This is a genomic window from Streptomyces sp. Tu 2975 (assembly GCF_009832925.1).
Classification (GTDB): Bacteria; Actinomycetota; Actinomycetes; order Streptomycetales; family Streptomycetaceae; genus Streptomyces.
This window is the reverse complement of record NZ_CP047140.1, coordinates 5,516,256-5,541,823: the sequence shown is the minus strand read 5'-3', so window position 1 is coordinate 5,541,823 and position 25,568 is coordinate 5,516,256. Positions and strand designations below refer to the sequence as shown.

Sequence of the window (25,568 nt, the reverse complement as noted above, 5' to 3'; positions counted from 1 at the left end):
GCAGCGGATCCTGGTGGAGTCGGTGTCCGCGTACGTACGAAGGAGGCGGGATGGCCGCACACGTACTGCGTTCGAGGAGCGTGGGACGGGGCAGGCGCCGCATCGCGCTGGACGAGCATCTGCCTGTCGATCACCGCCTCAGCCGCTTCTACCGGGTGGGGGCCGGGCTGATGGGCCTGGTCCTGGTCGCGTTCGGGATCCTCGGGCTCATCGACCGGATCGGCTTCTTCGACACCCGCGGCGACACCATCGGCGGCCTGAACACCAACGGCGCGCTGAGCGTCCTGTCGATCGCCGTCGGGCTGCTGCTCTTCGTCAGCATGGTGATCGGCGGCAACTTCGCCTCGACGGTGAACATGGTCCTCGGCATCCTGTTCATCCTCAGCGGCTTCGTGAACCTGGCCCTGCTCGACCGGAGTTTCAATCCCCTCGCGTTCCGCATGCAGAACGTGTTGTTCAGCTTCGTGGTCGGCATACTGCTGATGTTCTTCGGCATGTACGGGCGGGTCAGCGGGAGGTTGCCGCACGACAATCCGTACTGGCGGGCCCGCCACCCCGATCAGGCCGAGCACGAGCAGCGCGCGAGCCGCCGCCGGGCGGAGCTCGCCGCCATGCAGCCCTTGGCGCCCCGGCCGCCGGTCCCTGGTACGGCCGCCGGCCGTACCCCGGGCGCCCGTCCGACGACCGGTCGCCGCCTGTTCTCCCGCAAGCCGCTCGCACGCCGCTAGCCTTACGGCATGCCTCGTTATGAATTCCGCTGCCGGACCTGCGGCGACACCTTCGAAGTGAACCGCCCCATGGCCGAGTCCTCCGCCCCCGCGAACTGCCCGGAGGGCCACGACGACACCGTGAAGCTCCTCTCCGCGGTCGCCGTCGGCGGCACGAAGTCCGCCGCGCCCGCGCCGAGCGGTGGTGGCGGTGGCGGTGGCTGCTGCGGAGGCGGCTGCTGCGGCTGACCACGGCCCGGCGCCGTCGCCCCGACCGGACCCACCGCGACCCGGCCGGGCCCGACCCGACCCGCCCAGCGACGGCGACAGCGACGGCGACGGCGAGGCGGCCTCGGCAGCGCGCCGGCCCGCCCCCGGCGTCACGCCCACGCGGGCGCCGCGGCCGAGGCGGACGGCGCCTCACGACCCGAGGTAGCGCAGTACCGCCAGCACCCGCCGCGAGTAGCCGGTCGTCCCCGTCAGTTCCAGCTTTTCGAAGATCGCGTTGATGTGTTTCTCGACCGCGCTCTGCGAGACGTGGAGGCGGCCGGCGATGGCGGCGTTGGTGTGGCCCTCCGCCATCTCGGCCAGGACGTCCCGTTCCCGTGCGGTCAGCCGTGACAGGGGGTCGCTGCGGGTGCTGCGCGCCAGGAGCTGCCGTACGACCTCGGGGTCGAACGCCGCCTGTCCCCGGCCGACCCTGTCGAGCGCGTCGAGGAACTCGTCGACCTGGACGACGCGGTCCTTCAGCAGATAGCCCACTCCTCCGTCGTCTGCCGTGAGGAGCTCGGTCGCGTAGCGCTTCTCGACGTACTGGGACAGCACCAGCACCCCGACCCGCGGTCTGCTCCGCCGGATCTCGAGGGCGGCGCGCAGCCCTTCGTCGGTGTGGGTGGGCGGCATGCGTACGTCGGCGATCACCACGTCCGGCGGTGACGCCTCCACGGCCGCCAGCAGCGCGGTGGCGTCGCCGACGGCGGCCAGCACCTCGTGGCCCTCCTCCGCGAGCAGCCGCACCAGTCCCTCCCGGAGCAGGGTGGAGTCCTCGGCAAGGATCAGACGCACGGCAGCTCCGCGGTGACGGTGGTGGGGCCGCCGGCCGGGCTGTCGACCCGGAAGCGGCCGTCGAGTGCGGCGACCCGGCTCGCCAGGCCGGTCAGTCCGCCCCCGGCGGGGTCCGCGCCGCCCACCCCGTCGTCCTCGACGCGCAGCGCGAGCTTCGGGCCGTCGCGGCGCAGGGAGACGGCGATGCGGGTGGCGCCCGCGTGCTTCACGACGTTGGTGACGGACTCGCAGACGACGAAGTAGGCAACGGTCTCGACCTGCCGGGACCCGGGCGGCTCCTGGACGTCGTACGCGAGGTGCACGGGCAGCGGAGTGCGTTCCGCGACGGTCTCCAGGGCGGCGCGCAGTCCCGCCTCGTCCAGCACGGTCGGATAGATGCGCCAGGCGACGTCGCGCAGTTCGGCGAGGGCGCGGCGGCTCTCCTCGTGGGCCTGGAGGAGGAGCTGGGCGGCGCGGTCGGGATCGCGGCTGCGGCGGGCACGGCCGAGGAGCATGCCGAGGGCGACGAGCCGCTGCTGGACGCCGTCGTGGAGGTCCCGTTCGATGCGGCGGCGTTCGCCGTCGACGGCGTCCATCATCCCTGCGCGGGTGGTGGCCAGTTGGGCGATGCGCCGTTCCAGTTCGTCGTGGTGGCTCGGACCGAGGAGCCGGCGGGCCAGATGGCCTTCGAGCAGGGCGAGTCCGAAGACGCTCTGGGCGGCGAGGAAGACGAGGAACAGTCCGATCAGGCCGGTCCCGGCGACCGCCCACGGGTACTCGATGTCGTCGACGGTCCAGCCCAGCGCGGCGTATCCCGCGTACAGCAGGCCGAGCAGCACGCAGAAGATCACGAGCCCGCCGAGCAGCCCGAGCGGCCAGCGGGCGACGACGTACCGCGCGGCGTGTCCGCTGCCGTACGAGGAGGAGATGCGCGCCCCGAGGAACCGGGCGAGCCTGCGCCGCTCGACGTGGGCGAGGCGGGTGGCGATGCCGCCCAGCGGCCGCCGCACAGCGGGCCGGCCGCGCGGCCAGGCGAGGACCAGCAGCAGGACGAGTCCGCCGAGCAGCGCGAAGAGCAGCTCCACCACGGCGGTCAGGGTGCCGAGGAGAAGTCCCACCGCGTACCGGGTGCCCTGCACCGCCAGTGCCTTCATGATTCGTCACGCTAACGGGTGAGGCCCGCCCGGCACACTGCGGAAAACCGCAGGAAGGTGTGCGGCCGCCTTCAGGGTGGCTTCAGCTTCGCCTGCCTACCGTTCGGGGCATGAGCAGCGGCATCGAAAGCAGCGCACCGGGCTGGGTCAACAGCCTGATGGAAACCCTCGGCGCACCGGGGGCGGGCATCGCCATCGCCTTGGAGAACCTGTTCCCGCCCTTGCCCAGCGAGGTGATCCTGCCGCTGGCGGGTTTCGCCGCGAGCAGCGGACAGATGGGGCTCGTCGCCGTCCTGCTGTGGACGACGGCCGGGTCCGTGGTCGGCGCTCTTGCGCTGTACGGGATCGGGGCGCTGCTGGGGCGGGACCGTACGGTGGCGATCGCTGCCCGGCTGCCCCTGCTGAAGGTCGCGGACATCGAGCGTACGGAGGCGTGGTTCGCCCGGCACGGGGCGAAGGCGGTGTTCTTCGGGCGGATGATCCCGGTCTTCCGCTCCCTCATCTCCGTGCCGGCCGGTGTGGAGCGGATGTCGCTGCCCCTGTTCCTGACGCTCACCACGCTGGGCAGCGCGATCTGGAACACGGTGTTCGTCCTCGCCGGTCACACGCTCGGCGAGAGGTGGGAGGACGTGACCGGCTACGTCTCCGCGTACTCGAAGGTGGTGCTGGCGGCCGCCGTGGTGGCCGTCCTGCTCTTCGCGGCCGTGCGGCTGCTCAGGCCCGGCGCGGGATCACGCCGGGGCTGAACCACCTCCGCCGACCGGAGGCGGGATCACGACGGGCCGATGCAGCCGCCCGGCGCGGGATCACGACGGCCGATCCAGCCGCCCGGCACGGGGTCACGCCGGGGCCGAGCCGACACCGCCGGGCGGAGGCGGGATCACGACGGAGTCGATGCCCTGCCCTTCGCGGCGGAACCGGCGTGCCTCCTGCCGCAGCAGCCGCAGGATCTCCTCACCCGCCGCGACGCCCATCTGCGGCAGCGCGACGACGTGTTCGGCCTCCCAGCCCGCCTCGGCTAGCTCACCGTGTCCGGGCCGCCAGGCGCGGTCGGCGGCGAGCAGCAGGTCGGCGTCGAGGAGGGAGTCGCCCGCGGCGAGCGTCAGCCCGGCTCCGGTACGGCGGGCGACCTCGCGCACGGCGGCGCTCTTGGTGAGCGGCTTGGGGACGGCGTAGATCTTGCGTCCCTGGAGGGAGACGGTCCAGCCGCGGGCCTCCGCCCACACGCCGAGTTCCCTGACCCAGTCGTCGGGCAGCAGTTGCCGCTCGACGACGAGATACGCGAACAGGTCCTCCGCGACGCGTTCCTTGCGCAGCCAGGCCGGGTCCGCGGTCCTGTTCAGATGGGCCCGGATCTCGTCGAGGGGTGCGCACTCGGCGGCGAGCCGGGCGGCGACCGCCTCACGCCAGTCACGGTCGCTGATGCCGTCGACCAGCAGATGCCCGCCGTTGGCGCAGATCGCGTACTTGGGCGGCAGCCCGGGCAGGCTGATGCGCTGGTACTGCTTGCGGGTGCGGGTCGTCGTCGGTACGAAGACGGTGTCCTGGGCGAGCTTGGTGAGCAGTCCCGCCGCCCGCTCCGTCATGTACGACAGGGGCTTGTGCTCGTGCACCTCGACGCAGAGGAGCCGGGGTGCGACCGCGTCGGGCATGCCGAGGCCGAGCGCCGCGTTCGAGTAGATGAGGGTGCGGTCGAGGTCGCTGGCGACGAGACAGAGCGGCGGCGCGGAGCGCCTCTCCGAAAGGGCGGTGGGAGACGGGTGAGCAGTCACTTCGTCACCGCCCTGCCGTCGGCACCGGTGGCACCGCGGGTGTACTTGGGGTGGATCAACCCGACACAGCTGTAGGGGAGTTCGTCGACGTCCTCGACCGGTACGCCGCGCTGCTCGGCCAGCAGCCGTACGTGGTCGAGGTCGGCGCCGGCGCCGCGGCTCGCGAGGATCTTCCAGGGGACGCGGCGCAGCAGGACGCGCGTGGTCTCACCGACGCCGGGCTTGACGAGGTTGACGTCGTGGATGCCGTACTCCTCGCTGATGCGCTCCACGGCGCGCCAGCCTTCCCAGGTGGGGGTGCGGTCCGCGGACAGCAGTTCCTTGACGTCGGCGTCCACGGCGGACATGACCTCGTCGAAGCGGGCGGCGACGGTGTCGAGGAAGTGGCCGGAGACGTCGGAACCGGCGAGTTCGCGGTAGAACTTCGCGCCGTGGAAGTCGTCGGGACCGACCAGGTCGGCTCGCAGGACGGTGCGCGATATCAGGCCGGAGACGGTGGAGTTGAGGCAGGCGGAGGGGATGAGGAAGTCCTCGCGGGTGCCGTAGGTACGCACACAGCCGCCCGGGTCGGCGAGGACCGCGATCTCGGGGTCGAAACCTGGGAAGTCACGCAGGGCCTCCGCCAGTTCGCGGGTGATCGCCCCCTTGCCGGTCCAGCCGTCGACGAAGACGACGTCGGCCGGGTCGTGGTGCTCGGCGAGCCAGCGCAGGGCGTTGGCGTCGATGCCACGGCCGCGCACGATGGAGACGGCGTAGTGCGGCAGGTCCAGGCCGTGCCGGTGCTGGGCCCAGCGGCGCATCAGCGCGCCGACGGGGGTGCCGGCGCGGGCCAGCGAGACGAGCACGGGGCGCGGCGTCCGCTCGGCGAGGACGGTGTCGGTGACGGTTCCGACGGCGCGGGCGATGCGTGCCGCGGAGGCCGTGAGCGCGGTCTCGAACAGCTGCTGGTACCGCTCGTTCGGCTGGTACTCGACCGGCAGCGACTCGGCGTAGTGCGCGCCGCCGCTCTGGATGGCTTCCTCGCGCTCCTCCGTGGGTGCCTCGAGCTCCACCTCCGAGAGGTCCTGGAGCAGCCAGCCGACCTCCTCCGGCGCGTAGGAGGAGAAGGCGGGTCCGCGGAGCGGCTGGGGCAGCATGGAGGGCCTTTCAGGTCCTTCGGGCGCGTGATGTTCGGGTACGTGGCCGGGGACTCCCGGTACGTAGCTGGGGACGACGGCGAGCACGACGTGCCCGGTGTGGTCGGCGAGCTGGGCCAGCAGGCCGTCGGGGGCGTGCAGCCGGGCGGTGTCGGCCGTCGAGTCGACGACGGCGACGACGGCGTCGAAGCCGGCACCGGCCACGTTGTACGCGTAGCGCTCGCCGGGGCCGTCGGCCGGGTCGTCGTGGGCGGGGAAGACGAGCCGCGTGCGTATCGCGTAGCCGGGGTCGTCGACGGCGAGGACGGGCGAGCGGGTGGTCGTGGAGTAGTACACCTCGGTACGGGCCGCCTGGGCGGAAGCCGTCCGCGCCGCCGCGTCCTGGTCCGTCCCGGCGTGGCCGTTCTGCTGGAGGGCGACGGCCAGCCGCAGCGGTGCGTACATGAGCTCCTCGTTGCCGAGGACCAGGACCCGGCGCGTGCCGCCCTTCGCCGGGGTGGCCGGCGCGGTGCCGAGGGCGTCGGATATCCGGGCCGCCATGCCGGGCAGGGCGGCCTCCAGCGCCGTGCGGTGCTCGGGCGTGAATCCGTGCCGGCCCCCGTCGGGGACGCCGGCGGGCCACTCGAGCTCGACCCGCGTGTGCCGGGGCGCGCCGGTGCCCGCGGGGACGGGCGTGGCGGCGGCCTCCGCCGGTGCCCGCTCGTGCTCCGCGACGAGAGCCTGGCCCTTCTCCAGGACGCCGTCCGGGAGCCGCACGGTGCCGGAGGCCATGGCCACCAGGTCGACGCGGGCGCCGATCTCCTCGGCGAAGGCGTCCAGCCGGCCCAGGTCGGCCGTGGAACGCATGTCGACCAGGGCCACGACCACGTACCGCTCACGCGGGTAGCGGGCGTGCAGGTCACGGATGGTGTTGAGGACGGTGTTGCCGGTGGAGAACTCGTCGTCGACGAGGACCAGCGCGCCCGGCCGGCTCAGCAGCTCCGGGTCCTCGGGCAGCAGGAGGTGGGAGGTGGCGTGCGAGTGGGACTCCTCGAAACCGCCCGCGGTCGCCACGCCCTCGACGGGGCGGCGCGTGGAGTGCAGATAGGGCGCGAGGCCGATGCCGTCCGCGACGGCGTGGCCCAGGCCGGTCGCGGTCTCCGCGTACCCGAGGACGACCGCGCGCCGGCACTCGTCCGTGCCGAGCAGGTCGCGGACCCGCACTCCGAGGTCGTGCCCCGCGCGCCAGACCACCAGCGGCTGCTGGGGCACATGCTTGCCCAGCACGTTCGACACGAGCAGGTGCGCCCGCTTCGGGTTGCGGCGCAGGGCGAGGCCCAGCAGCTTCTGGAGTCCCTCGTCACCGACGAGGGAGACTCCCAGCCGCTCCGCGACCCAGCTTCCCGACCACACCACGTTCTCTTCGCCCCTCGTCGTCATCGGTCCCTTCTGCGTCATCAGTCGGTGAGTCCGGCCGCGAGCAGCTCCACGAAGCCGATGTCCTCCTTGGCCACACCGAAGACCTCGGCGCGCAGGAGGGTCCGCTCGGCCCAGGCGCGGTGCGGCTTCACCTCGTTCATCTTGTTCGTGTACGCGGAGCGCAGCACACCGCCGCCGCCGCGCTCCGGCCGCAGGATGTCCTGGGCGTCGCTGAACTCCTCGTGGCTGACCACGGACAGCGCGTGCACGGGCAGGACGTGGGAGGGGTGGATGCAGGTCTTGCCCATCAGGCCGTTGGCCCGGTCCAGCTCGATCTCGCGGAGCAGACCGTCGAGGTCGTGCTCGATGAGCGCGTTGCGCAGCTCCTCGGCCCGCCCTTCGAGGAACGGGCTGCGGCGCAGCTGCGGCTTGAACATGCGCTCCTGGGACCTGAAGTACTCCCAGACCGGCCCGGTGATGGTGAAGCCCGTGCCGTCGGAGCGTCCGAGCACGTTGACCACGTCGGCGATCACGGACGTCACGATCCGCACGTCGTAGGCGGTCATGTCGGGCGAGCGGCGCAGCCCGTACGCGGAGCAGAAGTCGGTGACGCCGAGCCGCAGGGCGAGGACCCGGTCGCGGTACTTGTCGACGGTGCGCGCGATGCCGGTGAGCGCCTCGGTCCTGGTTTCCAGGTGCAGCAGCTCGGGGGACTCCAGAACGGGCATGGCGAACAGCCGCCGACCGCCGGTGGCCTCCGCGGTCACGAGGGCCTCGAGGAAGGGGACGCCGCGCTCATCGGTGAACTTCGGCAGTACGAATCCGGACAGCAGCCGTCCCGCTGGCCCCAGGCGTCTCACGAGGTCCGGGATCTGTTCGGGAGTGCGGACCCGGATGAAGAGCAGCGGCACTTCCACGCCCCGGGCGTCGAGGTCGGCGAACTGCCGGACGAGGTTCGCCTCGCCGTCGACGACCTCGGCGTCGTCGATGGAATCCTCCAGGCACAGCACCATGGAGACGACTCCGCGCGCCGCCTGCTTGAGGACGTCGTCGGCCAGCTTCGGCCGGGTGGCCGGGCTGTACAGAGTGGCGCCCAGCGCGGCCGCGAGCGTCCGGGCCGCAGAGTCCGCGCCGAAGTCGCACGGCTCCTGGTGGAACAGCCTCGCCCTCTCCGCGGGCGGGATGTGCCCGAAATGACGCATAAGAGATCCCCCGTACTGCCGCTTCGGGCCTGACAACATGTGGCCGGTAATAGTACGTAAGCACAGGTGTCCAGAGTTCCCCAAGTGCATGAACTCCGGGTAACTCGTCCGCTTCTCGCCCATGCCGTACGAGTGGCCCCGCCGGGCGCGGCACGTGCGGGAACCGGGCCCCGCGTTGTCCCGGGGCCCCTCGGCCAGGCAGGATGACCGGTATGACGCACGCGATGCTGAAGGGCTCGAACGTCCCTCTTGATGCCACGGCGGTACGTGCCGTGCTGCGCTGGACGCCGGGCGCGGCGGTCCCAGACGTCGACGCTTCCGCCCTGCTGCTCGGCGGTGACGGCCGCGTGCGCTCCGACGAGGACTTCGTCTTCTACAACCAGCCTCGGCACCCGTCCGGGCTGGTGCGGCGGCTCCCGAAGAAGCACGTCGGCGACCACCTGACCGACACGGTCGAGGCGGACCTGGCGGCACTGGACCCGTCGGTGGACCAGGTGGTGATCGCGGCGTCGTCGGACGGCGGCACCTTCGAGCACGTACGTGACCTGCGGATACTCCTCCATGACGCCGCCGCGCCGGCCGGTGGGGAGCCGCTGGCCGTCTTCGATGTGAAGCCGGAGACCGGTGAGGAGACGGCGATCATCTGCGGGGAGCTGTACCGGCGCGGCGACGGCTGGAAGTTCCGCGCGGTGGCGCAGGGCTACCCGACGGGGCTGGTGGGGCTCGCGACGGCGTTCGGGATCTCGGTGGAGGAGCCGGAGGCGGAGGCGCCGGTGGCGCCTGCTGAGCCGTCCGCGCCGTCGTACGGCTATCCGCCGTCGGACATGACGCAGCCGGCGCCTGCGTACGTGCCGGCTGCGCCGCAGCCCGCGTACGGCTATCCGCAGCCGGCCGCGGCGGCGGCGTACGCTCCGGACCCGAGCTTCCGGCTGCCGCCGATGGGGCCGCAGTTCCAGCGCCCGTAGCCACGCCGTGCCCGGCCCGGTAGCGGGGCTCCGCCCGGACCCCGCGCCTCGATCGCCGGCGAGGCCGAAAAATGCCCCCGCAGGCCCGGCCCACTCGCCCCGAGCGCACCCCGCCGAAGGCCGACCCGCCGTCGCACGAACGCCCCGGCGGGCGCCAGGCCGCCGCGAAGGGCAGGCCCGCCCGGCGACGGCCGAACCCGGGGGTGTCACGCCGCCCCGGTGGTGCCCCGCCCGGGAGGGCTAGGCGCGGGACTGGGACTTGTAGCCGCGGCCCCATTGGAGGCCCCAGCCGTACAGGCGGTCCAGTTCCGCCTGGAAGCCGTAGACGAACTTCACCTCGCGGCGCACCGTCAGGTCGCCCTTCGTGTTCTCCACGGAGAACACCGCGCACGAGCGCGCCTGCGGGGCGCGCTCGTCGAGTTCTATCTCGACGCGGGGGCCGTTGCTCGGGTAGAGCGTGACGTGGGCGTGCGTGCGGTCGAAGGCCGGGGTCTGGTCGTAGATGTAGACGAAGAACAGCAGCCGCTTGATCGATTCCCGGTGGTCGAGGTTGACGAAGATCGTCTCGCCCGAGGGCGCGCCGAACCGGTCGTCGCCGCTGAGCTTCACGAAAGGCGGGCCGTTCAGGTCGCCGAAGAAGCTGCCGAGCGGTTGGACCACGCCCTTGCTGCCGTCGGTCAGTTCGTACAGGCAGCCCAGGTCGAGGTCGACGTTGACCACGCCCTGGGTGTGCGCCTGGACGACGTCCGGCTGGAAGAGCTTCAGGGGGTTGCGCAGCAGTCTGCCGCTCTGCCGGGAGCGGCCCTCGATGTCGGAGGAACGCATCCGCCAGGAGAGGTTGACGCGCAGGTTGCCGCTCGCCGCACCCTGCTTGGTGAGCGATACCGACGGATTCCGCCTGGTCAGCTCGATGGAGTTGGAGGCGGCGCTGCCCGAGTCGAACTGCGCAGCCCTTCCCCGCCACAGGTTGTCCCAGATGGCCATGCCCCACCCCTCGTCGTCACTGGTCGTCCGGTGTCCGCGGATAACGCGACGGGGCGGCCGGGAGCACCCGGCCGCCCCGCAAGGAAGCGTTCCTCAATGGTGTGGGCGTCACACCCCGGAGGAGACCTCAGCCTTCTCCTCCGGACCGCCGGCTTTTCCCTCGGCGTTCTCCAGCGCCTTGTTGCGGCGCAGCGAGGACCAGAAGGAGGCGGCGATCAGCACCACGCCGATGAGGCCGGTGATGATCTCGCTGATCTCGTGCTGGATGGTGACGAGCAGGATGACCGCCAGCGCGCCGATCGCGTAGTGGGCGCCGTGCTCCAGGTAGACGTAGTCGTCGAGAGTGCCCTGGCGGACCAGGTAGACCGTGAGGGACCGGACGTACATCGCGCCGATACCGAGGCCGAGCGCCATCCAGAAGATGTGGTTGGTGATGGCGAACGCGCCGATCACGCCGTCGAAGGAGAACGACGCGTCGAGCACCTCGAGGTACAGGAAGAGGAAGAACGCCGCCTTGCCGGCGAGGCCGACCGCGGAGACCTGCTTGCCCTCCCGCTTGGCCTTCTCCTCCTCCTCGTGCTCGCGCTCCTCCTCTTCCTCGAGCTTGTCCTCGAAGTAGCCGGAGAGACCGCCGACGACGAGGTACGTGATCAGACCGGCGACGCCGGAGAGGAGCACGGTGGCCGACTTGTCGGCGTGACCGGTGCTGGTGTGCGCGTTGGTGGCGAAGGTGATGGCGGTGACCAGCAGGACGATCAGAGCGATGCAGACCGACAGCATGTCGACCTTGCCGAGCTTGGCCAGGGGCCGCTCGAGCCAGGCCAGCCACTTGTGCTCGCGCTCCTCGAAGATGAAGTCGAGGAAGATCATCAGCAGGAACATGCCACCGAACGAGGCGATCGCCGCGTGTGCGTCGGTGACCAGGTCCTCGTACCTGTCGGGCTGGTCCATGGCCAGTTGGACCGCTTCGATCGGCCCGACCTTGGCACTGATGGCGACGATGACGACGGGGAAGACCAGCCGCATGCCGAAGACCGCGATAAGAATGCCGATCGTCAGGAAGATCTTCTGCCAGAAGGCGTTCATCTTCTTGAGGATTCCGGCGTTGACAACCGCGTTGTCGAACGACAGCGAGATCTCGAGGATCGACAGGATCAGTACGATCCCGAACGCCTCCCAGCCCCACTGCCAGGCGGCGAATGCGAGGCCGAGCGCCGTGACGGCGAACGACCAGCCGAAGGTTTTCAGAACCACTGGCTACCCAATCGTGTAATTGTCCCCCGGGTGAAGCCTGGGGGAGGTTCTCCCCCGCGCCGCACGCGGCTTTACGAAACGCTTACCCCGAAGTCTAGAGCGATGCCCCGCAGCCCCGACGCGTACCCCTGCCCCACGGCCCGGAACTTCCACTCACCGCCGTAGCGGTACAGCTCACCGAAGATCATCGCGGTCTCGGTGGAGGCGTCCTCGCTGAGGTCGTAGCGGGCCAACTCCTGTCCGTCGGCCTGGTTGACGACGCGGATGAAGGCGTTGCTGACCTGGCCGAAGGTCTGGCCGCGGTTGTCGGCGTCATGGATGGAGACCGGGAAGATGATCTTGTCCACTTCGGCCGGCACCTTGGCGAGGTCCACCAGGAGGGACTCGTCGTCGCCGTCACCCTCACCGGTGAGGTTGTCACCGGTGTGTTCGACGGAGCCGTCCGGGCTCTTGAGCTGATTGTAGAAGACGAACCACTCGTCGCCGAGGACCCGTCCGCTCCGGCAGAGCAGCGCGCTGGCGTCGAGGTCGAAGGGTGCGCCGGTGGTGGAGCGCGCGTCCCAGCCGAGCCCTACGAGCACCTGAGTGAGATTGGGTGCGGCCTTGGAGAGGGAGACATTGCCTCCCTTGGCGAGTGTGACGCCCATGTTGGTGAGTCCTCCCCTGGATGGCTTTGCTGCGGGACCTGTCGGCCCCAGGCGCGTCCGGCGCCGCACTGTGTGCGGCGCCGGACGTGGAGACTGCTGTACCTGACTCAGACGTTCACACCGAAGTCCTGCGCGATGCCGCGCAGGCCGGAGGCGTAACCCTGGCCGATGGCACGGAACTTCCACTCGGGGCCGTTGCGGTACAGCTCGCCGAAGACCATCGCGGTCTCGGTCGAGGCGTCCTCGCTCAGGTCGTAGCGCGCGAGCTCGTTGTTGTCGGCCTGGTTGACGACGCGGATGAACGCGTTGCGCACCTGGCCGAAGGACTGCTGCCGGCTCTCGGCCTCGTAGATCGAGACCGGGAAGACGATCTTGTCGACGTCGGCGGGGACCGCGGCCAGGTTGACCTTGATCTGCTCGTCGTCGCCCTCGCCCTCACCGGTGAGGTTGTCACCGGTGTGCTCGACGGAGCCGTCGGAGCTCTTGAGGTTGTTGAAGAAGACGAAGTTGCCGTCGTTGGTGACCTTGCCCTCGGCGTTGGTCAGCAGGGCGCTGGCGTCGAGGTCGAAGTCGGTGCCGGTGGTGGTCCGGACATCCCAGCCCAGGCCCACGGTGACCGCGGTCAGGTTCGGCGCGGCCTTGGTCAGCGAGACGTTGCCGCCCTTGCTGAGGCTGACTCCCACGAGTCCCTCCATTGTTGTTTCAGGGGCAGCGCCCCCGTCGTGCATGGCTATCGGATCAACGAAAGGATCCTAGTGACCGGTTCCCGCGCAAAACAGGCTTTCGCGCGCCGGTTCGCGCGAACGACGCCCGGAGGGGACCGGGACGACGCACGTGCGGCGAACGCCGGGGCTCAGAGGGCGTCCAGCGCCGTGACGTAGTCGTTCAGGTCGCGGGCATCCGGCAGGCCGTTGACGACCGTCCAGCGCACCACGCCCTCCTTGTCGATGATGAAGGTGCCGCGCACCGCGCAGCCCTTCTCCTCGTCGAAGACGCCGTAGGCGCGGGAGGTCTCGCCGTGCGGCCAGAAGTCGGAGAGCAGCGGGTACTCGAGGCCCTCCTGCTCGCCGAAGACACGCAGGGTGTGGATGGAGTCGTTGGAGACGGCCAGCAGCTGGGTGTCCTCGTTGACGAACTTCGGCAGCTCGTCGCGCAGGGCGCACAGCTCACCGGTGCACACGCCGGTGAAGGCGAAGGGGTAGAAGAGCAGTACGACGTTCTTCTCGCCCCGGAAGTCCGAGAGCGCGACGGTGCGGCCGTGGTTGTCCTTGAGCTCGAACTCCGGTGCCTTGTCGCCGACCTCGATCGCCATGGAGAACGCTTCCCTTCTGTGTGCCCGTCCGGTAGGGGACCAGCCTACGCAGAAGGCCCCCACCGGCTGTGCCGGTGGGGGCCTCTTGTCGGTCCTTCGCCGCTCGGCGGCTCAGCGCTTCCCCGACTTCGCCCCTTGGGGGTGACCAGCCGGCTGCCACTCCAGTCCTTGCCGGCGTTGATGCTCTTGGTCTGGGAGAGACCCGCCGTCTGTGCGGCCTCGTTGATGTCGCTGGGCTCGACATAGCCGTCACGGCCGGTCTTGGGGGTCATCAGCCAGACGACCCCGCCCTCGTCGATCAGACCGATGGCGTCCACCAGTGCGTCGGTGAGGTCCCCGTCCTCGTCGCGGAACCACAGCACGACGACGTCAGCGACGTCGTCGTAGTCCTCGTCGACGAGTTCCTGGCCGGTAGCGGCCTCGATGCCCTCACGGAGCTCCTGCTCGACGTCGTCGTCGTAGCCGATCTCCTGGACCACTTGTCCGGGCTCGAACCCCAGCCTTGCTGCCGGGTTGGTCCGCTCCTCCGCGTGGTCCGCGGTCGCGCTCACGGCTTGCCTCCTGATCGTTTTCGACAAATGCTTCGGCCACGCGCGTACGCGCAGCATTGGCCGTAGTCCACACGGGCGGGGCGGATCGCGCAAGTACCCGGCCGTCCAGACCGCCGAAACGGTGACGTTTGCGGCCGTCTCGGCGCAACTCCAGGCAAGCGACGGGTCCCCGCCACGATCGTGACCACACCCTTCGGCCGCGTACGCGGCATTCCTACCCTTTCACATCTCAATAGGAACCGAACGACCGAACGAAACGCGTGGGCGGGTCGGGCGTAAAGTTGCGATTCGGTCCAGCCCTCCCGCCGGGCCGGGGCCGGACGTCGCCGAGATCGAGGGTTACCTCCCGGTAGAGATGACGCGAGGCTCCCCGCGGTACACGATGGGAGGCGGTGCGACAGCTTTGCCGACCCAGTACCTCCGAACAGCGAAGGAACAGCGTGGCTTCCGGATCAGATCGCAACCCGATCATCATTGGCGGCCTTCCCAGCCAGGTCCCGGACTTCGATCCTGAAGAGACCCAGGAGTGGCTGGACTCCCTCGACGCCGCCGTCGACGAGCGGGGCCGGGAGCGGGCCCGCTATCTGATGCTCCGCCTGATCGAGCGGGCGCGCGAGAAGCGCGTCGCCGTGCCCGAGATGCGCAGCACGGACTACGTCAACACCATCGCGACCAAGGACGAGCCGTTCTTCCCCGGCAACGAGGAGATCGAGCGCAAGATCCTCAACGCGACCCGGTGGAACGCCGCGGTGATGGTCTCCCGTGCGCAGCGCCCCGGCATCGGCGTCGGCGGCCACATCGCCACCTTCGCCTCCTCCGCCTCCCTGTACGACGTGGGCTTCAACCACTTCTTCCGGGGCAAGGACGACGGCAAGGGCGGCGACCAGATCTTCTTCCAGGGGCACGCGTCCCCCGGTATCTACGCCCGCGCCTTCCTGCTCGACCGGCTCAGCGAACAGCAGCTGGACGCCTTCCGGCAGGAGAAGTCCAAGGAGCCGTACGGGCTGTCCAGCTATCCGCACCCGCGGCTGATGCCGGACTTCTGGGAGTTCCCCACGGTCTCCATGGGCCTCGGCCCTCTCGGCGCCATCTACCAGGCGCGCATGAACCGCTACATGGAGGCCCGCGGCATCGCGGACACCGCCGACTCGCACGTGTGGGCGTTCCTCGGCGACGGCGAGATGGACGAGCCGGAGTCGCTCGGCCAGCTGTCCATCGCCGCCCGTGAGGGCCTGGACAACCTGACCTTCGTGGTCAACTGCAACCTCCAGCGTCTCGACGGCCCGGTACGCGGCAACGGCAAGATCATCCAGGAGCTGGAGTCGCAGTTCCGCGGCGCCGGCTGGAACGTCATCAAGCTGGTCTGGGACCGCTCCTGGGACCCGCTGCTCGCCCAGGACCGCGACGGCATCCTCGTCAACAAGCTGAACACCACGCCGGACGGCCAGTTCCAGACGTACGCGACCGAGACGGGCGCCTACATCCGCGAGCACTTCTTCGGCGGCGACCAGCGGCTGCGCGCCATGGTCGAGAACATGACCGACGAGCAGATCCTGCACCTCGGCCGCGGCGGCCACGACCACCGCAAGGTCTTCGCGGCCTACAAGGCGGCCAAGGCCCACAAGGGCCAGCCGACGGTGATCCTGGCGCAGACCATCAAGGGCTGGACGCTGGGACCGAACTTCGAGGGCCGCAACGCCACGCACCAGATGAAGAAGCTGACGGTCGACGACCTGAAGCGCTTCCGCGACCGGCTGCACCTCCCGATCACGGACCAGCAGATCGAGAGCGGGCCCCCGCCGTACTACCACCCGGGCCGCGACTCGGAGGAGATCCAGTACATGCACGACCACCGCAAGGCCTGCGGTGGATACGTGCCGACCCGGATCGTGCGGGCGAAGCCGCTCCAGCTGCCCGAGGACAAGACGTACGCGGCTGTGAAGAAGGGCTCCGGTCAGCAGTCGATCGCCACCACCATGGCGTTCGTCCGGCTGCTGAAGGACCTCATGCGGGACAAGGAGATCGGCAAGCGGTTCGTGCTGATCGCTCCTGACGAGTACCGGACCTTCGGCATGGACTCGTTCTTCCCGAGTGCGAAGATCTACAACCCGCTCGGTCAGCAGTACGAGGCTGTGGACCGCGAGCTGCTGCTCGCGTACAAGGAGTCGCCGACCGGTCAGATGCTGCACGACGGCATCTCGGAGGCCGGCTGCACCGCGTCCCTGATCGCCGCGGGCTCCGCGTACGCGACCCACGGCGAGCCGCTGATCCCGGTGTACGTCTTCTACTCGATGTTCGGCTTCCAGCGCACCGGCGACCAGTTCTGGCAGATGTCCGACCAGCTGGCGCGGGGCTTCGTCCTGGGCGCCACCGCCGGCCGTACGACGCTGACGGGCGAGGGCCTCCAGCACGCGGACGGCCACTCGCAGCTGCTCGCCTCGACCAACCCGGCCTGCGTCGCCTACGACCCGGCGTTCGGCTTCGAGATCGCGCACATCGTCCAGGACGGTCTGCGCAGGATGTACGGCGGGACCCCCGAGGAGAACGAGGACATCTTCTACTACCTCACCGTCTACAACGAGCCGATCCAGCACCCCGCGGAGCCGGCCGATGTGGACGTCGAGGGCATTCTGAGGGGCATCCACCGCTTCAAGCAGGGCGAGCAGGGCTCCATCCCGGCCCAGATCATGGCGTCCGGTGTCGCCGTCCCGTGGGCGGTCGAGGCCCAGCGGATCCTCGCGGAGGAGTGGAACGTACGCGCCGACGTGTGGTCGGCGACCTCCTGGAACGAGCTCCGCCGCGAGGCGGTCGACGTGGAGCGGCACAACCTGCTGCACCCCGAGGAGGAGCAGCGCGTCCCGTACGTGACGCGGAAGCTGTCCGGCTCGGAGGGCCCGTTCGTCGCGGTCTCCGACTGGATGCGCTCGGTCCCCGACCAGATCTCCCGCTGGGTGCCGGGCACGTACCAGTCGCTCGGCGCGGACGGCTTCGGGTTCGCGGACACCCGTGGCGCGGCCCGCCGCTTCTTCCACATCGACGCGCAGTCGATCGTGCTGGCGGTGCTGACCGAGTTGGCCCGTGAGGGCAAGGTCGACCGTGGCGCGCTCAAGCAGGCGGTGGACCGCTACCAGCTGCTGGACGTGGCCGCGGCCGACCCTGGTGCGGCGGGCGGCGACGCGTAGCGAAGATCAGCACGTCAGGGGCGGCGGACCCACGGGTCCGCCGCCCTCGGCGTGTCCTTACGATGCGTGTCATGAAGCAGCAGACCGCCCAGATCCGCTGGGAAAAGCGCATGCAGACGCCCCTGCTGGCGCTCGCCCTCGTCTTCGCGGTCGCCTACACGGTGCCGATCGTCGCCCCGGGCGCCCCGCCCTGGGTCCACCGGTCCTGCCAGGTGGCCGAGTGGGTGGTGTGGGGGACGTTCGCCGTGGACTACCTCGTACGGCTGTCGCTGGCGCCGGGCAAGTGGCTGTTCCTGCGCAGCCATCCGCTGGACCTGCTGGCGGTGCTGCTGCCCCTCGTGCAGCCGCTACGGCTGCTGCGGCTGGTCTCCACGCTGCTGTTGGTGGGCCGGCGGGCCAGGATGGCGCCGCAGATCACGCTCACCACGTATGTCGGCGGCGCGGTCGTGGGGCTGATGATGTTCGGCTCCCTGGCGGTGCTCCAGGTGGAGCGGGACGCGCCCGGCGGGAACATCAGGACGCTGGGCGACGCGGTGTGGTGGTCGTTCACGACGATGACGACCGTCGGCTACGGCGACCACTCGCCGACGACGGGCCTCGGGCGGCTGCTGGCGGTCGGGCTGATGATCTCCGGCATCGCGCTGCTGGGTGTGGTGACGGCCAACATCGCCGCCTGGTTCATCTCCCGCTTCGAGCGGGACGACGCCGAGGAGCGGCGGCGGACGGCACTGCTGGAGGCGCTCACGGTGGAGGTCCGCGGTCTGCGGGCAGAGGTGGCGCGGCTCTCGGGCGCACCGGAGGCCGGTGCGCCCGAGGTGCCGGGGCCTAGTTCTCCCAGATCTTGAACGCCCTGACCTGGTACGGCGACCTGGGCAGCCAGGTGCCGCCGCCCGGGTAGGTCTCGAACTCGCCGGTCTCCGCGCACTCCTCGGACTGGTAGGTGGTGACGGGCCGGCCGGTCCGGTTGGCGAGGGCCTTGGCGGCGGTGCCCGGCGGCAGCGGTACGCAGCTCTCGATGTCGGTACCGGCGAGCTCATGGGTGCTGCGCGCGCCGCGGAAGTCGTTCTCGGCCCACAGGCACAGTTCGCCTGCGGCGCACGCGCCGAGCCGCGGTGGTGCGGCGGACGCGGTCTGAGGGGGGTGGAGCAGCAGCGGCAGAAGTGCCGAGGCGGCCAGGGCGGCGGCGGTGACGGTCGTGCGCATGAGGGACCCCCGTGTGGTCGGACGAATCGGTGGGCCGACCCTGACCTGCGGTGACGTGGTCGCGGAAGGGGCCGCGGGGGAAATCATCCGGATAGGCGACAGCCCCGCCGGGGGATGCCCGGCGGGGCTGTCGACGCACGCGGTTGACGTCAGATGTGGGCGGCGCCCGCGCCGGCCTCCGCGTTCTCGCCACGCTTGGTGAGCACGGCGACCAGGGCCGCGACGACCGCGACTACGCCGGCGACGGTGAACGCCAGGCCCATGCCTGACATGAACGTGTCGTGGATGACGTCACCGATCTTGGTGACCAGGTCCGGCGTCATGCCGGGGGCCTGGGCCAGTTCGCCGGGGACGGTACCGAACTCGGCGGCCTGCTCCAGCCGCGGGTCCGCCGGGACCGGGATGCCCGCGTCCTTCCAGTTGGTCGCGAACTCGGCGCTGACCTTGGCGGACATCACCGCGCCGAGGACGGCCGTGCCGAGCGCGCCGCCGACCTGCATGGCGGCCTGCTGGAGACCACCGGCGACGCCGGAGAGCTCCATCGGGGCGTTGCCGACGATGACCTCGGTGGCGCCGACCATGACCGGCGCGAGGCCGAGGCCCAGGAGGGCGAACCACAGGGACATCGCGAAGGTGCCGGTCCCCTCGGAGAGGGTGGTCATGCCGAACATGGCGGCGGCGGTGCAGACCATGCCGCCGACCAGCGGCACTCGGGGCCCGAACTTGGTGATCAGCGCACCCGCCAGCGGCGAGGAGACGATCATCATGCCGGTGAGCGGCAGCAGCCGCAGACCGCTGTCGACCGGGCTCATCTCCTGGACGCCCTGGAGGAAGAACGTCACGAAGAACAGGCCGCCCATGAAGGCGAACGCCATCAGCACCATCAGCACCACGCCGGCGCTGAGCGGGACGGACCGGAACATGGCGAGCGGCACGAGCGGCTCGTCGACCTTGCTCTCCCAGAAGGCGAACAGACCGAACAGCACCACGGCGCCGGCCAGCCAGCCGAGGGTTCCGGCGGAGCCCCAGCCCCACTCGCCGGCCTTGATCAGCGGCCAGATGAGGCTGAACATCGCGCCCGACAGCAGCAGGATGCCGAGGATGTCGAACGACTTCGGCGCGTTCTCCGCGCGGTGGTCCTTCAGGATGACCAGGCCGAGGATCACGGCGAGGATGCCGACGGGCACGTTGATGAAGAACACCGACTGCCAGCTGACGTGCTCGACGAGCACACCACCGAGGATCGGGCCGCCGGCCGTCGAGGCGCCGATGACCATGCCCCAGATGCCGATCGCCATGTTCAGCTTCTCGGCGGGGAACGTGGCGCGCAGCAGGCCGAGCGCCGCCGGCATCAGCAGGGCGCCGAAGAGGCCCTGCAGCACCCGGAAGGTGATGACGAGGACGATGGAGTCGGACAGGCCGATGGCCGCGGAGGCGGCGGCGAAGCCGGCGATGCCTATGAGGAAGGTCTGCCGGTGGCCGAAGCGGTCACCGAGCTTGCCCGCCGTGATCAGTGCCACGGCAAGGGCGAGCAGATAACCGTTGGTGATCCACTGGACGTCGGCGAGCGAGGCGCCGAGGTCCTTCTGGATCGCGGGATTGGCAATCGCGACGATCGTGCCGTCCAGCGCGACCATCATCACGCCGATGGCCACGGAGAACAGGGTCAGCCAGGGGTGGCCGCGAAGCCCCTTGACCGGTGCCGGAGCGGAGTCCTGAGGATCCCTCGGCGCCTTTTCGACGGTGGTCTGACTAGTCATGCAAGAAGACTAATGACAGCCACTGACAGTTGACAAACGAGTTCACTAGTCGGTAACTGTCACGTGACTCGGCGGACAATGGACGCAGGTGGAAGCAGCGAAATGAGGAACATGAAGTGACCACGGCCGAGCCGACCGGGCTGCGCGCCCGCAAGAAACAGCGCACCCGTGACGCACTGGTACGTGTCGCCCTCGAGCTGTTCACGACCCAGGGATACGAGCGGACGACCGTCGATGAGATCGCGGACGCCGTCGACGTGTCGCAGCGCACCTTCTTCCGCTACTTCGCGTCCAAGGAAGAGGTCGCGTTCGCCGTCCAGGAGATCCTGGAGGCCCACTACGCCGTGGTGCTGCGTGGACGCCCCGCGGAGGAAGGCCCCTTCGAGGCCCTGCGCAACGCCGTGTTCGCCTCCTGGGACGCCATCGGCGAAGCCGTGGAGGAGATCGTTCCGCTCGATCTCTACATGCGCAGCTTCCAGATGATCGAGTCGACCCCGGCGCTGCTCGCCGCGCACATGCGCCGCTCCACCGTGACGGAGGAGGCGCTGGCCACGCTCATCGCCGAACGCGAGGGGCTCGATGTGAACGCCGATCCCAGGCCCCGGGTGGCCGTGGCCGCGTTCAGCGGTGTGATGCGGGCCACGGGGCGGCTGTGGGGGCAGGGTGGGGATCCCAGCGTCGAGGCGATCCGTTCGCTCACGGAGAGGTTCCTCGACCATCTCGGTCCGGCACTTGCCGAGAACTGGCGCGCCGACGAGCGGCACTCGCCGCCCGCCCTTTGAGGCCCAGGGGTGCCTTGGGTGCCCAACGACCGCCACACGCAGGGGAAATGCGCTTGCCCGCGCGCCGAGCACACACAGAACGTCACCCTTCTCCCCATCAATTCGCCTTCCGACACGTGATGTACCTCACGCTCTTCGCGTAGGCCCGCACCCTTCTCCTAGGGTGTCCCGCAGTGACTTCCTTCGACTCCTCCCCCTCCCTGACCGCGTGGCGCACCCTGCTCGCCCTCACGGTGGTGTTCGTGATGCTGGCGACCACCGGCTGGACCGCCGTACGGCACCAGCCCGGCGCCCGTGACGCCCTCGAAGCCGAACTGGCGGGCTGGAGCAAGGGACGTATAGGCGCCCGTGAACTGCCCGGTCTGAACAGCGGGCCGCGGCGGTTCGCCGCCTTCTTCAAGTCGCTCGGCGGCGAGCGGAGCTCGCAACTCGCCGACGACTACCCGCGCATCGTGGGCAATCTGAACGGGGCGCCCGTCACCCTGCGGTACCGGGCCAACCGCACGGCCCTCTGGGACTCCCTCGCCCGCGAACGCAAGCGGGTGGCCGATCCCGGCCTCACGGCCGCCGGACACCATCAGGCCGTACGGCGGATGCACCGGTTCCAGGCGCTGATGGACCCCGACCGGCAGATCCTCTCCTTCGACCCGTCCGGCTCCGGCCGGGTGGCCGAGGTCTTCGGGGACCTGGACAGGGCCCAGCGCGTCTCGGTGGTCGTGCCCGGTGTCGACACCAACCTGCTCACCTTCCAGCGGACCGCCCGCCAATACAGCGCGCCGGTCGGCATGGCCCGGTCCCTGTACGCCGCCCAGCGAGCGGCCGCACCCGGGATGCGTACGGCCGTCATCGCATGGGGCGACTACACGAGCCCGGTCGGGGTCGGCATGGAGTCGGCCATCGGGCGGCTCGCGGAGAACGGGGCCGTACGGCTCGTCGAGCTCACAGAGGCGCTGCCGGGCCGGTCCCCCGTCTCACTGTTCTGCCACAGCTACGGCTCCGTGGTCTGCGGGGTCGCCGCACGGCAACTGCCCGCCCGGGTCGGTGACCTGGCCGTCGCCGGCAGCCCCGGCATGCGGGCGGAGAACGTCGCCGGCCTGCACACGAAGGCCCGGATCTGGGCGATGCGCGACGCCGACGACTGGATCGAGGGCGTGCCGCACCTGGAGGTCGGCGGACTCGGCCACGGTGAGGACCCGGTCCTCCCGGAGTTCGGCGCGCGGCTGCTCTCCGCGGAGGGCGCCGTCGGCCACACCGGCTATTTCGAGCCGGGAACCGAGAGCGTCCGCAACTTCGCCGACCTGGGCGTCGGCGCCTACGCCGACGTGAGCTGCGCATCGGGCACCGACACATGCCGCAGTGGTATTTACGGTGCCTGAGCGGGCTGACGCGCGTAGAGCCCGGCCAAAAGGGGTGCCCGTCGAGGGAAGACGCGCAGGCGTGAGCCGCATACGATGAGGCACATGGGTGATGTGCTGGCCGGAATTCAAGCCACCTGGGAGTTCGAGACCGACTCCGTGCTCATCCGCTTCGAACGGGGGATCCGCACACCGAAGCTCCTCTCCTCGCTGCGCGAACGCCGCATCCCGCACGAGGCGTTGGCATCGGTGACGCTCACCCCGGGCAAGCGCGGCACGGTGGTCCTGCACGCTGTGCCCAGACCGGGCGCGGATCCGCTGATGGAGGCGGCCGCCGGGCAGCTCAAGGACGTGTGCGACCCGTACCGCCTTGTGCTGCCGGCCGAGCGGGAGACGCTGGCCGAGTACTACGCCGACGAACTGCGCGCCGTCCTCGGCCCGGACGCCGGCCGGCCGGCGGAGCGGCACCTCGTCTCCGCGCCCGAGGCGCCGCTCGGCTTCAAGGCCTACGACGGGAAGGCGTCCTTCGACGGCTCGCACGTGGCGTTCCGGTGGTTCTGGACGGGGGCGTCCTCCGCGAAGTGGAAGGCCGGCGACCAGAGTTTCACCGTCTCGGAACTGAGCGGCGTCGAATGGCGCTCACCGGAGGTCTTCGACGGCTACCTGCGGCTGCTGCGCCGCGGCGCGGACGGCACGCAGGACGCGGGGCAGGCGGACCAGGACCCGGCGGCCGTCGTCTTCGGACTCGGCTACGGGCCGGTGCACGAGTCGCTGCCGTTCGCCGCGGCGGTCCTCGAGTCCGTCCGCCGCCAGAACCAGACCCCGGCACTGACGGTCCCCGCGGCCCGCCGCGACCCGGCGGACATCGCGGACCGCATACGTCACCTGGGTGACCTCCATCTGGCGGGACTGGTGACGGACGAGGAGTTCACCCGCAAGAAGGCGGAGCTCCTGGCGGAGCTGTGACGGAGCTTCGCGGGGATCGGACCACGGTATGACCCGCCATCCACGCCCGGAGTATGACGCCCCGGCCACCCCGCCCCGCCTACGCTGACCCCGTCATGCCGGAAATCCCCCGCCTGAGCGCCGCCACCCGCGCCCGAGCCCGCGCCGTCGCGCGGCGTGCCGGCCAGCGGCTCGCCGCCGATCTCGGTACGCCGTCCTCGTCCACCGCTCCCCTCCTCGGCGGCGCCGAGAACCGCTGGCTGCGGCTGCTCCCGTACGTCGTCGCCCTCGCCTTCGTCGCCGCGCTGCTGCCCGTCACCGCCACCGTGCTGACCCAGGACTACAAGGTCGGCGGCGCCGTCGCCGGCGCGCTCGCCACCGCGCAGACCGCGCCGCTGCTGCTCGCCGTGACGCGCCCCTTGCAGGCGTGGTGGATCGTCCTCGCGGCCGACGTGGCCGGGTCGCTGGCCCTGCTCGGCGCCGACGGAACCGGCGGCAGGACCTGGCCGTGGACCCCGATGACCGTCGTCGGCTACCTGCTGCTGATGGCCTGCCTTGGGCTGCGCGAGCCGCGCCGCACGCTGCTGGCCGTGTGGCTGGCGACCGGCGCGGCGGGATTCGCGCTCGAACTGGTCTCGCAGGATCTCAGCGACGGCGTGCATCTGCTGCTGTTCGTGCTCAGCGGGGTCGTCCTCGTCGTCACCGGCGCCCTGCGCGAGCGGGGTGACGCCCAGCGCAGACTGATCGTGCAGGAGACCATCAGCGAGGCGGAGCGGGCCCAGCGCACGCTGCTGGAGGAGCGCGCCCGTATCGCCCGGGAGCTCCACGACGTCGTGGCCCACCACATGTCGGTGATCACCGTGCAGGCGGACTCTGCGCCGTACCGGATCGAGTCCCTTCCCGAGGCCGCGCGGGAGGAGTTCACGTCGATCGCGGCGAGCGCGCGTGAGTCGCTGACCGAGATGCGGCGGCTGCTGGCCGTGCTGCGCAGCGAGGACGCGCAGGGCGAGCGGGCCCCGCAGCCCGGCCTGGACAGGGTGCAGCAGTTGGTGGAGGCGACGGTACGGGCGGGGGTCCCGGCCGAGTTGTCGCTCGCCGCGGACCTCGGTGCCGTACCGCAGGCCGTGGACCTGTCGGGGTACCGGATCGTGCAGGAGGCGCTGGCCAACGTCGTACGCCACGCGCCCGGTGCCCCGACGCGGGTGTCGGTGACGTCCGACGGGACCGATCTGACCGTGCTGGTCGTCAACGGCCCCGCCCCCGCGCCCACTTCTCCGCTGGAGACGACGGGGACCGGGCACGGACTCGTCGGGATGCGGGAGCGCGTACGGTTGACCGGAGGCAGCCTCGACACCGGTCCGCTGCCGGACGGCGGATTCCGGGTCGCGGCACGTCTTCCGCTGACCGCCGACGACACCGCCGGGAACACCGGCATCACCGGGACCGGCACCCACACCCAGCAGACCGAGGACGCCAGTTGACCATTCGCGTGATCATCGTCGACGACCAGGCCATGGTGCGCGCCGGGTTCGCCGCGCTGCTCTCCGCGCAGAGCGACATCGACGTGGTGGGCGAGGCGCCGGACGGCCGCAAGGGCGTGGAGGTCAGCCGCACCACGCACCCCGACGTGGTCCTGATGGACGTACGGATGCCGGAGATGGACGGTCTCGCCGCCGCGCGTGAGCTGCTGAACCCGCCGACCGCCGTCGTCCACCGGCCCAAGGTGCTGATGCTGACGACGTTCGACGTGGACGACTACGTGTACGAGGCGCTGCGCGCCGGCGCTTCCGGCTTCCTGCTGAAGGACGCCCCGCCCGCCGACCTGATCGCCGCCGTACGGATCGTCGCCGCCGGGGAGGCGCTCCTCGCGCCGTCCGTGACCCGCCGGCTGATCGCTGACTTCGCCGCACAACGACCCGCCCCGCGCCGCGACCCTTCGCTGCGGCTGAACGGGCTGACGCCGCGCGAGACGGAGGTCCTCGAGCTGATCGCGCGGGGCCTGTCCAACCAGGAGATCGCCGGACACCTGGTACTGGCCGAGCAGACCGTCAAGACGCACATCGGCCGCGTGCTGGCCAAGCTCGACCTGCGCGACCGGGCCCAGGCCGTGATCTTCGCGTACGAGTCCGGCCTGGTCCGGCCGGGAGAGGCCGCGGGCTGAGTCCCGGACCGGCCGGCCCCGCCTTCTCCACCCCGTGATACTCCGGTACGACAC

Annotated in this window: 23 protein-coding genes and 1 pseudogene; 11 read left to right on the top strand and 13 right to left on the bottom strand. The window is 70.6% G+C overall.

All coding sequences use genetic code 11. The features are described from left to right. Positions 1-50 precede the first annotated feature (50 nt). Both GLX30_RS24520 and GLX30_RS24515 read left to right on the top strand, forming a co-directional pair. Entirely contained in the window at positions 51-728 is a 678-nt protein-coding gene (locus GLX30_RS24520) for a DUF4383 domain-containing protein (protein WP_159692381.1), read from the top strand. A 9-nt stretch (positions 729-737) separates the two neighbouring features. Then, on the top strand, positions 738-956 hold the full coding sequence (locus GLX30_RS24515) for a zinc ribbon domain-containing protein (protein WP_100106980.1): 219 nt from the start codon (positions 738-740) through the stop codon (positions 954-956). Positions 957-1,127: 171 nt separating this feature from the next. Here the strand turns inward: GLX30_RS24515 and GLX30_RS24510 are convergent, their stop codons facing one another. Together GLX30_RS24510 and GLX30_RS24505 are read right to left on the bottom strand one after the other, a co-directional pair. Further along, positions 1,128-1,772 carry a response regulator transcription factor gene (locus tag GLX30_RS24510; RefSeq protein ID WP_167306861.1) on the bottom strand — a complete coding sequence of 215 codons (645 nt, stop codon included), beginning with the start codon at positions 1,770-1,772 and terminating at the stop codon, positions 1,128-1,130. Further along, the gene (locus GLX30_RS24505) at positions 1,763-2,905 is read right to left on the bottom strand and encodes a sensor histidine kinase (RefSeq protein WP_159692379.1); all 1,143 of its coding nucleotides are present in this window, start codon (positions 2,903-2,905) and stop codon (positions 1,763-1,765) included. Before GLX30_RS24505 ends, GLX30_RS24510 begins: the two co-directional genes overlap by 10 nt. Positions 2,906-3,015: 110 nt before the next feature. On the opposite strand from GLX30_RS24505, the gene GLX30_RS24500 reads away from it, so the two are divergent. Then, positions 3,016-3,651 (top strand): DedA family protein, encoded by a 636-nt coding sequence (locus GLX30_RS24500; protein ID WP_167306860.1) that lies wholly within the window; start codon positions 3,016-3,018, stop codon positions 3,649-3,651. 93 nt (positions 3,652-3,744) lie between these two features. On the opposite strand, the gene GLX30_RS24495 is transcribed toward GLX30_RS24500, so the two are convergent. The 3 genes from GLX30_RS24495 to GLX30_RS24485 are packed head-to-tail and all read right to left on the bottom strand — an operon-like array spanning position 3,745 to position 8,413. Further along, a complete protein-coding gene (locus GLX30_RS24495; RefSeq protein ID WP_159692375.1) occupies positions 3,745-4,677 on the bottom strand; it encodes an HAD family hydrolase in 933 nt (310 codons plus the stop codon). Then, entirely contained in the window at positions 4,674-7,232 is a 2,559-nt protein-coding gene (locus GLX30_RS24490; RefSeq protein ID WP_159692373.1) for a phosphoribosyltransferase, read from the bottom strand. Before GLX30_RS24490 ends, GLX30_RS24495 begins: the two co-directional genes overlap by 4 nt. A 17-nt stretch (positions 7,233-7,249) precedes the next feature. Continuing rightward, a complete protein-coding gene (locus GLX30_RS24485) occupies positions 7,250-8,413 on the bottom strand; it encodes an HpcH/HpaI aldolase/citrate lyase family protein (protein ID WP_159692371.1) in 1,164 nt (387 codons plus the stop codon). Positions 8,414-8,625: 212 nt separating this feature from the next. Between GLX30_RS24485 and GLX30_RS24480 the strand changes: the two genes are divergently transcribed. Further along, positions 8,626-9,378, top strand: coding sequence for a TerD family protein (locus tag GLX30_RS24480; RefSeq protein WP_159692369.1), 753 nt, complete (start codon positions 8,626-8,628; stop codon positions 9,376-9,378). A 240-nt stretch (positions 9,379-9,618) separates the two neighbouring features. Here GLX30_RS24480 and GLX30_RS24475 read toward each other — a convergent pair whose 3' ends face one another. The 6 genes and pseudogenes from GLX30_RS24475 to GLX30_RS24450 all read right to left on the bottom strand — a co-directional run. Then, on the bottom strand, positions 9,619-10,362 hold the full coding sequence (locus GLX30_RS24475; protein ID WP_159692367.1) for a Tellurium resistance: 744 nt from the start codon (positions 10,360-10,362) through the stop codon (positions 9,619-9,621). Between the two features lie 108 nt (positions 10,363-10,470). After that, positions 10,471-11,616, bottom strand: a complete 1,146-nt coding sequence (locus tag GLX30_RS24470) for a DUF475 domain-containing protein (RefSeq protein ID WP_159692365.1) — start codon at positions 11,614-11,616, stop codon at positions 10,471-10,473. Positions 11,617-11,687: 71 nt separating this feature from the next. After that, a complete protein-coding gene (locus tag GLX30_RS24465; RefSeq protein ID WP_159692363.1) occupies positions 11,688-12,263 on the bottom strand; it encodes a TerD family protein in 576 nt (191 codons plus the stop codon). 107 nt (positions 12,264-12,370) lie between these two features. Continuing rightward, the gene (locus GLX30_RS24460) at positions 12,371-12,946 is read right to left on the bottom strand and encodes a TerD family protein (RefSeq protein WP_159692361.1); all 576 of its coding nucleotides are present in this window, start codon (positions 12,944-12,946) and stop codon (positions 12,371-12,373) included. Between the two features lie 170 nt (positions 12,947-13,116). Then, positions 13,117-13,575 (bottom strand): peroxiredoxin, encoded by a 459-nt coding sequence (locus GLX30_RS24455; RefSeq protein ID WP_159692359.1) that lies wholly within the window; start codon positions 13,573-13,575, stop codon positions 13,117-13,119. A 131-nt stretch (positions 13,576-13,706) separates the two neighbouring features. Further along, positions 13,707-14,126: pseudogene (locus GLX30_RS24450) on the bottom strand (DUF3052 domain-containing protein); the annotation flags it as partial. Between the two features lie 440 nt (positions 14,127-14,566). On the opposite strand from GLX30_RS24450, the gene aceE reads away from it, so the two are divergent. Both aceE and GLX30_RS24440 read left to right on the top strand, forming a co-directional pair. Beyond that, positions 14,567-17,308, top strand: a complete 2,742-nt coding sequence (gene aceE / locus GLX30_RS24445; protein ID WP_159692357.1) for a pyruvate dehydrogenase (acetyl-transferring), homodimeric type — start codon at positions 14,567-14,569, stop codon at positions 17,306-17,308. Between the two features lie 71 nt (positions 17,309-17,379). After that, positions 17,380-18,153 carry a potassium channel family protein gene (locus GLX30_RS24440; RefSeq protein WP_159692355.1) on the top strand — a complete coding sequence of 258 codons (774 nt, stop codon included), beginning with the start codon at positions 17,380-17,382 and terminating at the stop codon, positions 18,151-18,153. Here the strand turns inward: GLX30_RS24440 and GLX30_RS24435 are convergent. Next, on the bottom strand, positions 18,134-18,511 hold the full coding sequence (locus GLX30_RS24435) for a peptidase inhibitor family I36 protein (protein ID WP_159692353.1): 378 nt from the start codon (positions 18,509-18,511) through the stop codon (positions 18,134-18,136). The two genes, GLX30_RS24440 and GLX30_RS24435, sit on opposite strands and share 20 nt — an antisense overlap. A 149-nt stretch (positions 18,512-18,660) precedes the next feature. Then, positions 18,661-20,271 (bottom strand): MFS transporter, encoded by a 1,611-nt coding sequence (locus GLX30_RS24430; RefSeq protein WP_159692351.1) that lies wholly within the window; start codon positions 20,269-20,271, stop codon positions 18,661-18,663. A 116-nt stretch (positions 20,272-20,387) separates the two neighbouring features. On the opposite strand from GLX30_RS24430, the gene GLX30_RS24425 reads away from it, so the two are divergent. The 5 genes from GLX30_RS24425 (at position 20,388) to GLX30_RS24405 (ending at position 25,514) form a co-directional block, all read left to right on the top strand. Continuing rightward, positions 20,388-21,053 (top strand): TetR family transcriptional regulator, encoded by a 666-nt coding sequence (locus GLX30_RS24425; protein WP_159692349.1) that lies wholly within the window; start codon positions 20,388-20,390, stop codon positions 21,051-21,053. A 173-nt stretch (positions 21,054-21,226) separates the two neighbouring features. Next, complete coding sequence (locus tag GLX30_RS24420; protein WP_159692347.1) at positions 21,227-22,429, top strand: alpha/beta hydrolase; 1,203 nt, start codon at positions 21,227-21,229, stop codon at positions 22,427-22,429. An 84-nt stretch (positions 22,430-22,513) separates the two neighbouring features. Beyond that, entirely contained in the window at positions 22,514-23,374 is an 861-nt protein-coding gene (locus tag GLX30_RS24415) for a DUF4429 domain-containing protein (RefSeq protein WP_159692345.1), read from the top strand. Between the two features lie 95 nt (positions 23,375-23,469). Further along, the gene (locus tag GLX30_RS24410) at positions 23,470-24,834 is read left to right on the top strand and encodes a sensor histidine kinase (protein ID WP_159692343.1); all 1,365 of its coding nucleotides are present in this window, start codon (positions 23,470-23,472) and stop codon (positions 24,832-24,834) included. After that, complete coding sequence (locus tag GLX30_RS24405; protein ID WP_005318133.1) at positions 24,831-25,514, top strand: response regulator transcription factor; 684 nt, start codon at positions 24,831-24,833, stop codon at positions 25,512-25,514. The genes GLX30_RS24410 and GLX30_RS24405 overlap by 4 nt, the downstream gene beginning before the upstream one ends. Positions 25,515-25,568: the final 54 nt, after the last annotated feature.

Bases quoted from the DNA above. Each gene is read 5' to 3' on its own strand.
- GLX30_RS24520 (WP_159692381.1), top strand. From the start codon at position 51: ATGGCCGCACACGTACTGCGTTCGAGGAGCGTGGGACGGGGCAGGCGC.
- GLX30_RS24515 (WP_100106980.1), top strand. From the start codon at position 738: ATGCCTCGTTATGAATTCCGCTGCCGGACCTGCGGCGACACCTTCGAA.
- GLX30_RS24505 (WP_159692379.1), bottom strand. From the start codon at position 2,905: ATGAAGGCACTGGCGGTGCAGGGCACCCGGTACGCGGTGGGACTTCTC.
- GLX30_RS24500 (WP_167306860.1), top strand. From the start codon at position 3,016: ATGAGCAGCGGCATCGAAAGCAGCGCACCGGGCTGGGTCAACAGCCTG.
- GLX30_RS24490 (WP_159692373.1), bottom strand. From the start codon at position 7,232: ATGACGACGAGGGGCGAAGAGAACGTGGTGTGGTCGGGAAGCTGGGTC.
- GLX30_RS24485 (WP_159692371.1), bottom strand. From the start codon at position 8,413: ATGCGTCATTTCGGGCACATCCCGCCCGCGGAGAGGGCGAGGCTGTTC.
- GLX30_RS24480 (WP_159692369.1), top strand. From the start codon at position 8,626: ATGACGCACGCGATGCTGAAGGGCTCGAACGTCCCTCTTGATGCCACG.
- GLX30_RS24475 (WP_159692367.1), bottom strand. From the start codon at position 10,362: ATGGCCATCTGGGACAACCTGTGGCGGGGAAGGGCTGCGCAGTTCGAC.
- GLX30_RS24465 (WP_159692363.1), bottom strand. From the start codon at position 12,263: ATGGGCGTCACACTCGCCAAGGGAGGCAATGTCTCCCTCTCCAAGGCC.
- GLX30_RS24455 (WP_159692359.1), bottom strand. From the start codon at position 13,575: ATGGCGATCGAGGTCGGCGACAAGGCACCGGAGTTCGAGCTCAAGGAC.
- GLX30_RS24440 (WP_159692355.1), top strand. From the start codon at position 17,380: ATGAAGCAGCAGACCGCCCAGATCCGCTGGGAAAAGCGCATGCAGACG.
- GLX30_RS24435 (WP_159692353.1), bottom strand. From the start codon at position 18,511: ATGCGCACGACCGTCACCGCCGCCGCCCTGGCCGCCTCGGCACTTCTG.
- GLX30_RS24430 (WP_159692351.1), bottom strand. From the start codon at position 20,271: ATGACTAGTCAGACCACCGTCGAAAAGGCGCCGAGGGATCCTCAGGAC.
- GLX30_RS24415 (WP_159692345.1), top strand. From the start codon at position 22,514: ATGGGTGATGTGCTGGCCGGAATTCAAGCCACCTGGGAGTTCGAGACC.
- GLX30_RS24410 (WP_159692343.1), top strand. From the start codon at position 23,470: ATGCCGGAAATCCCCCGCCTGAGCGCCGCCACCCGCGCCCGAGCCCGC.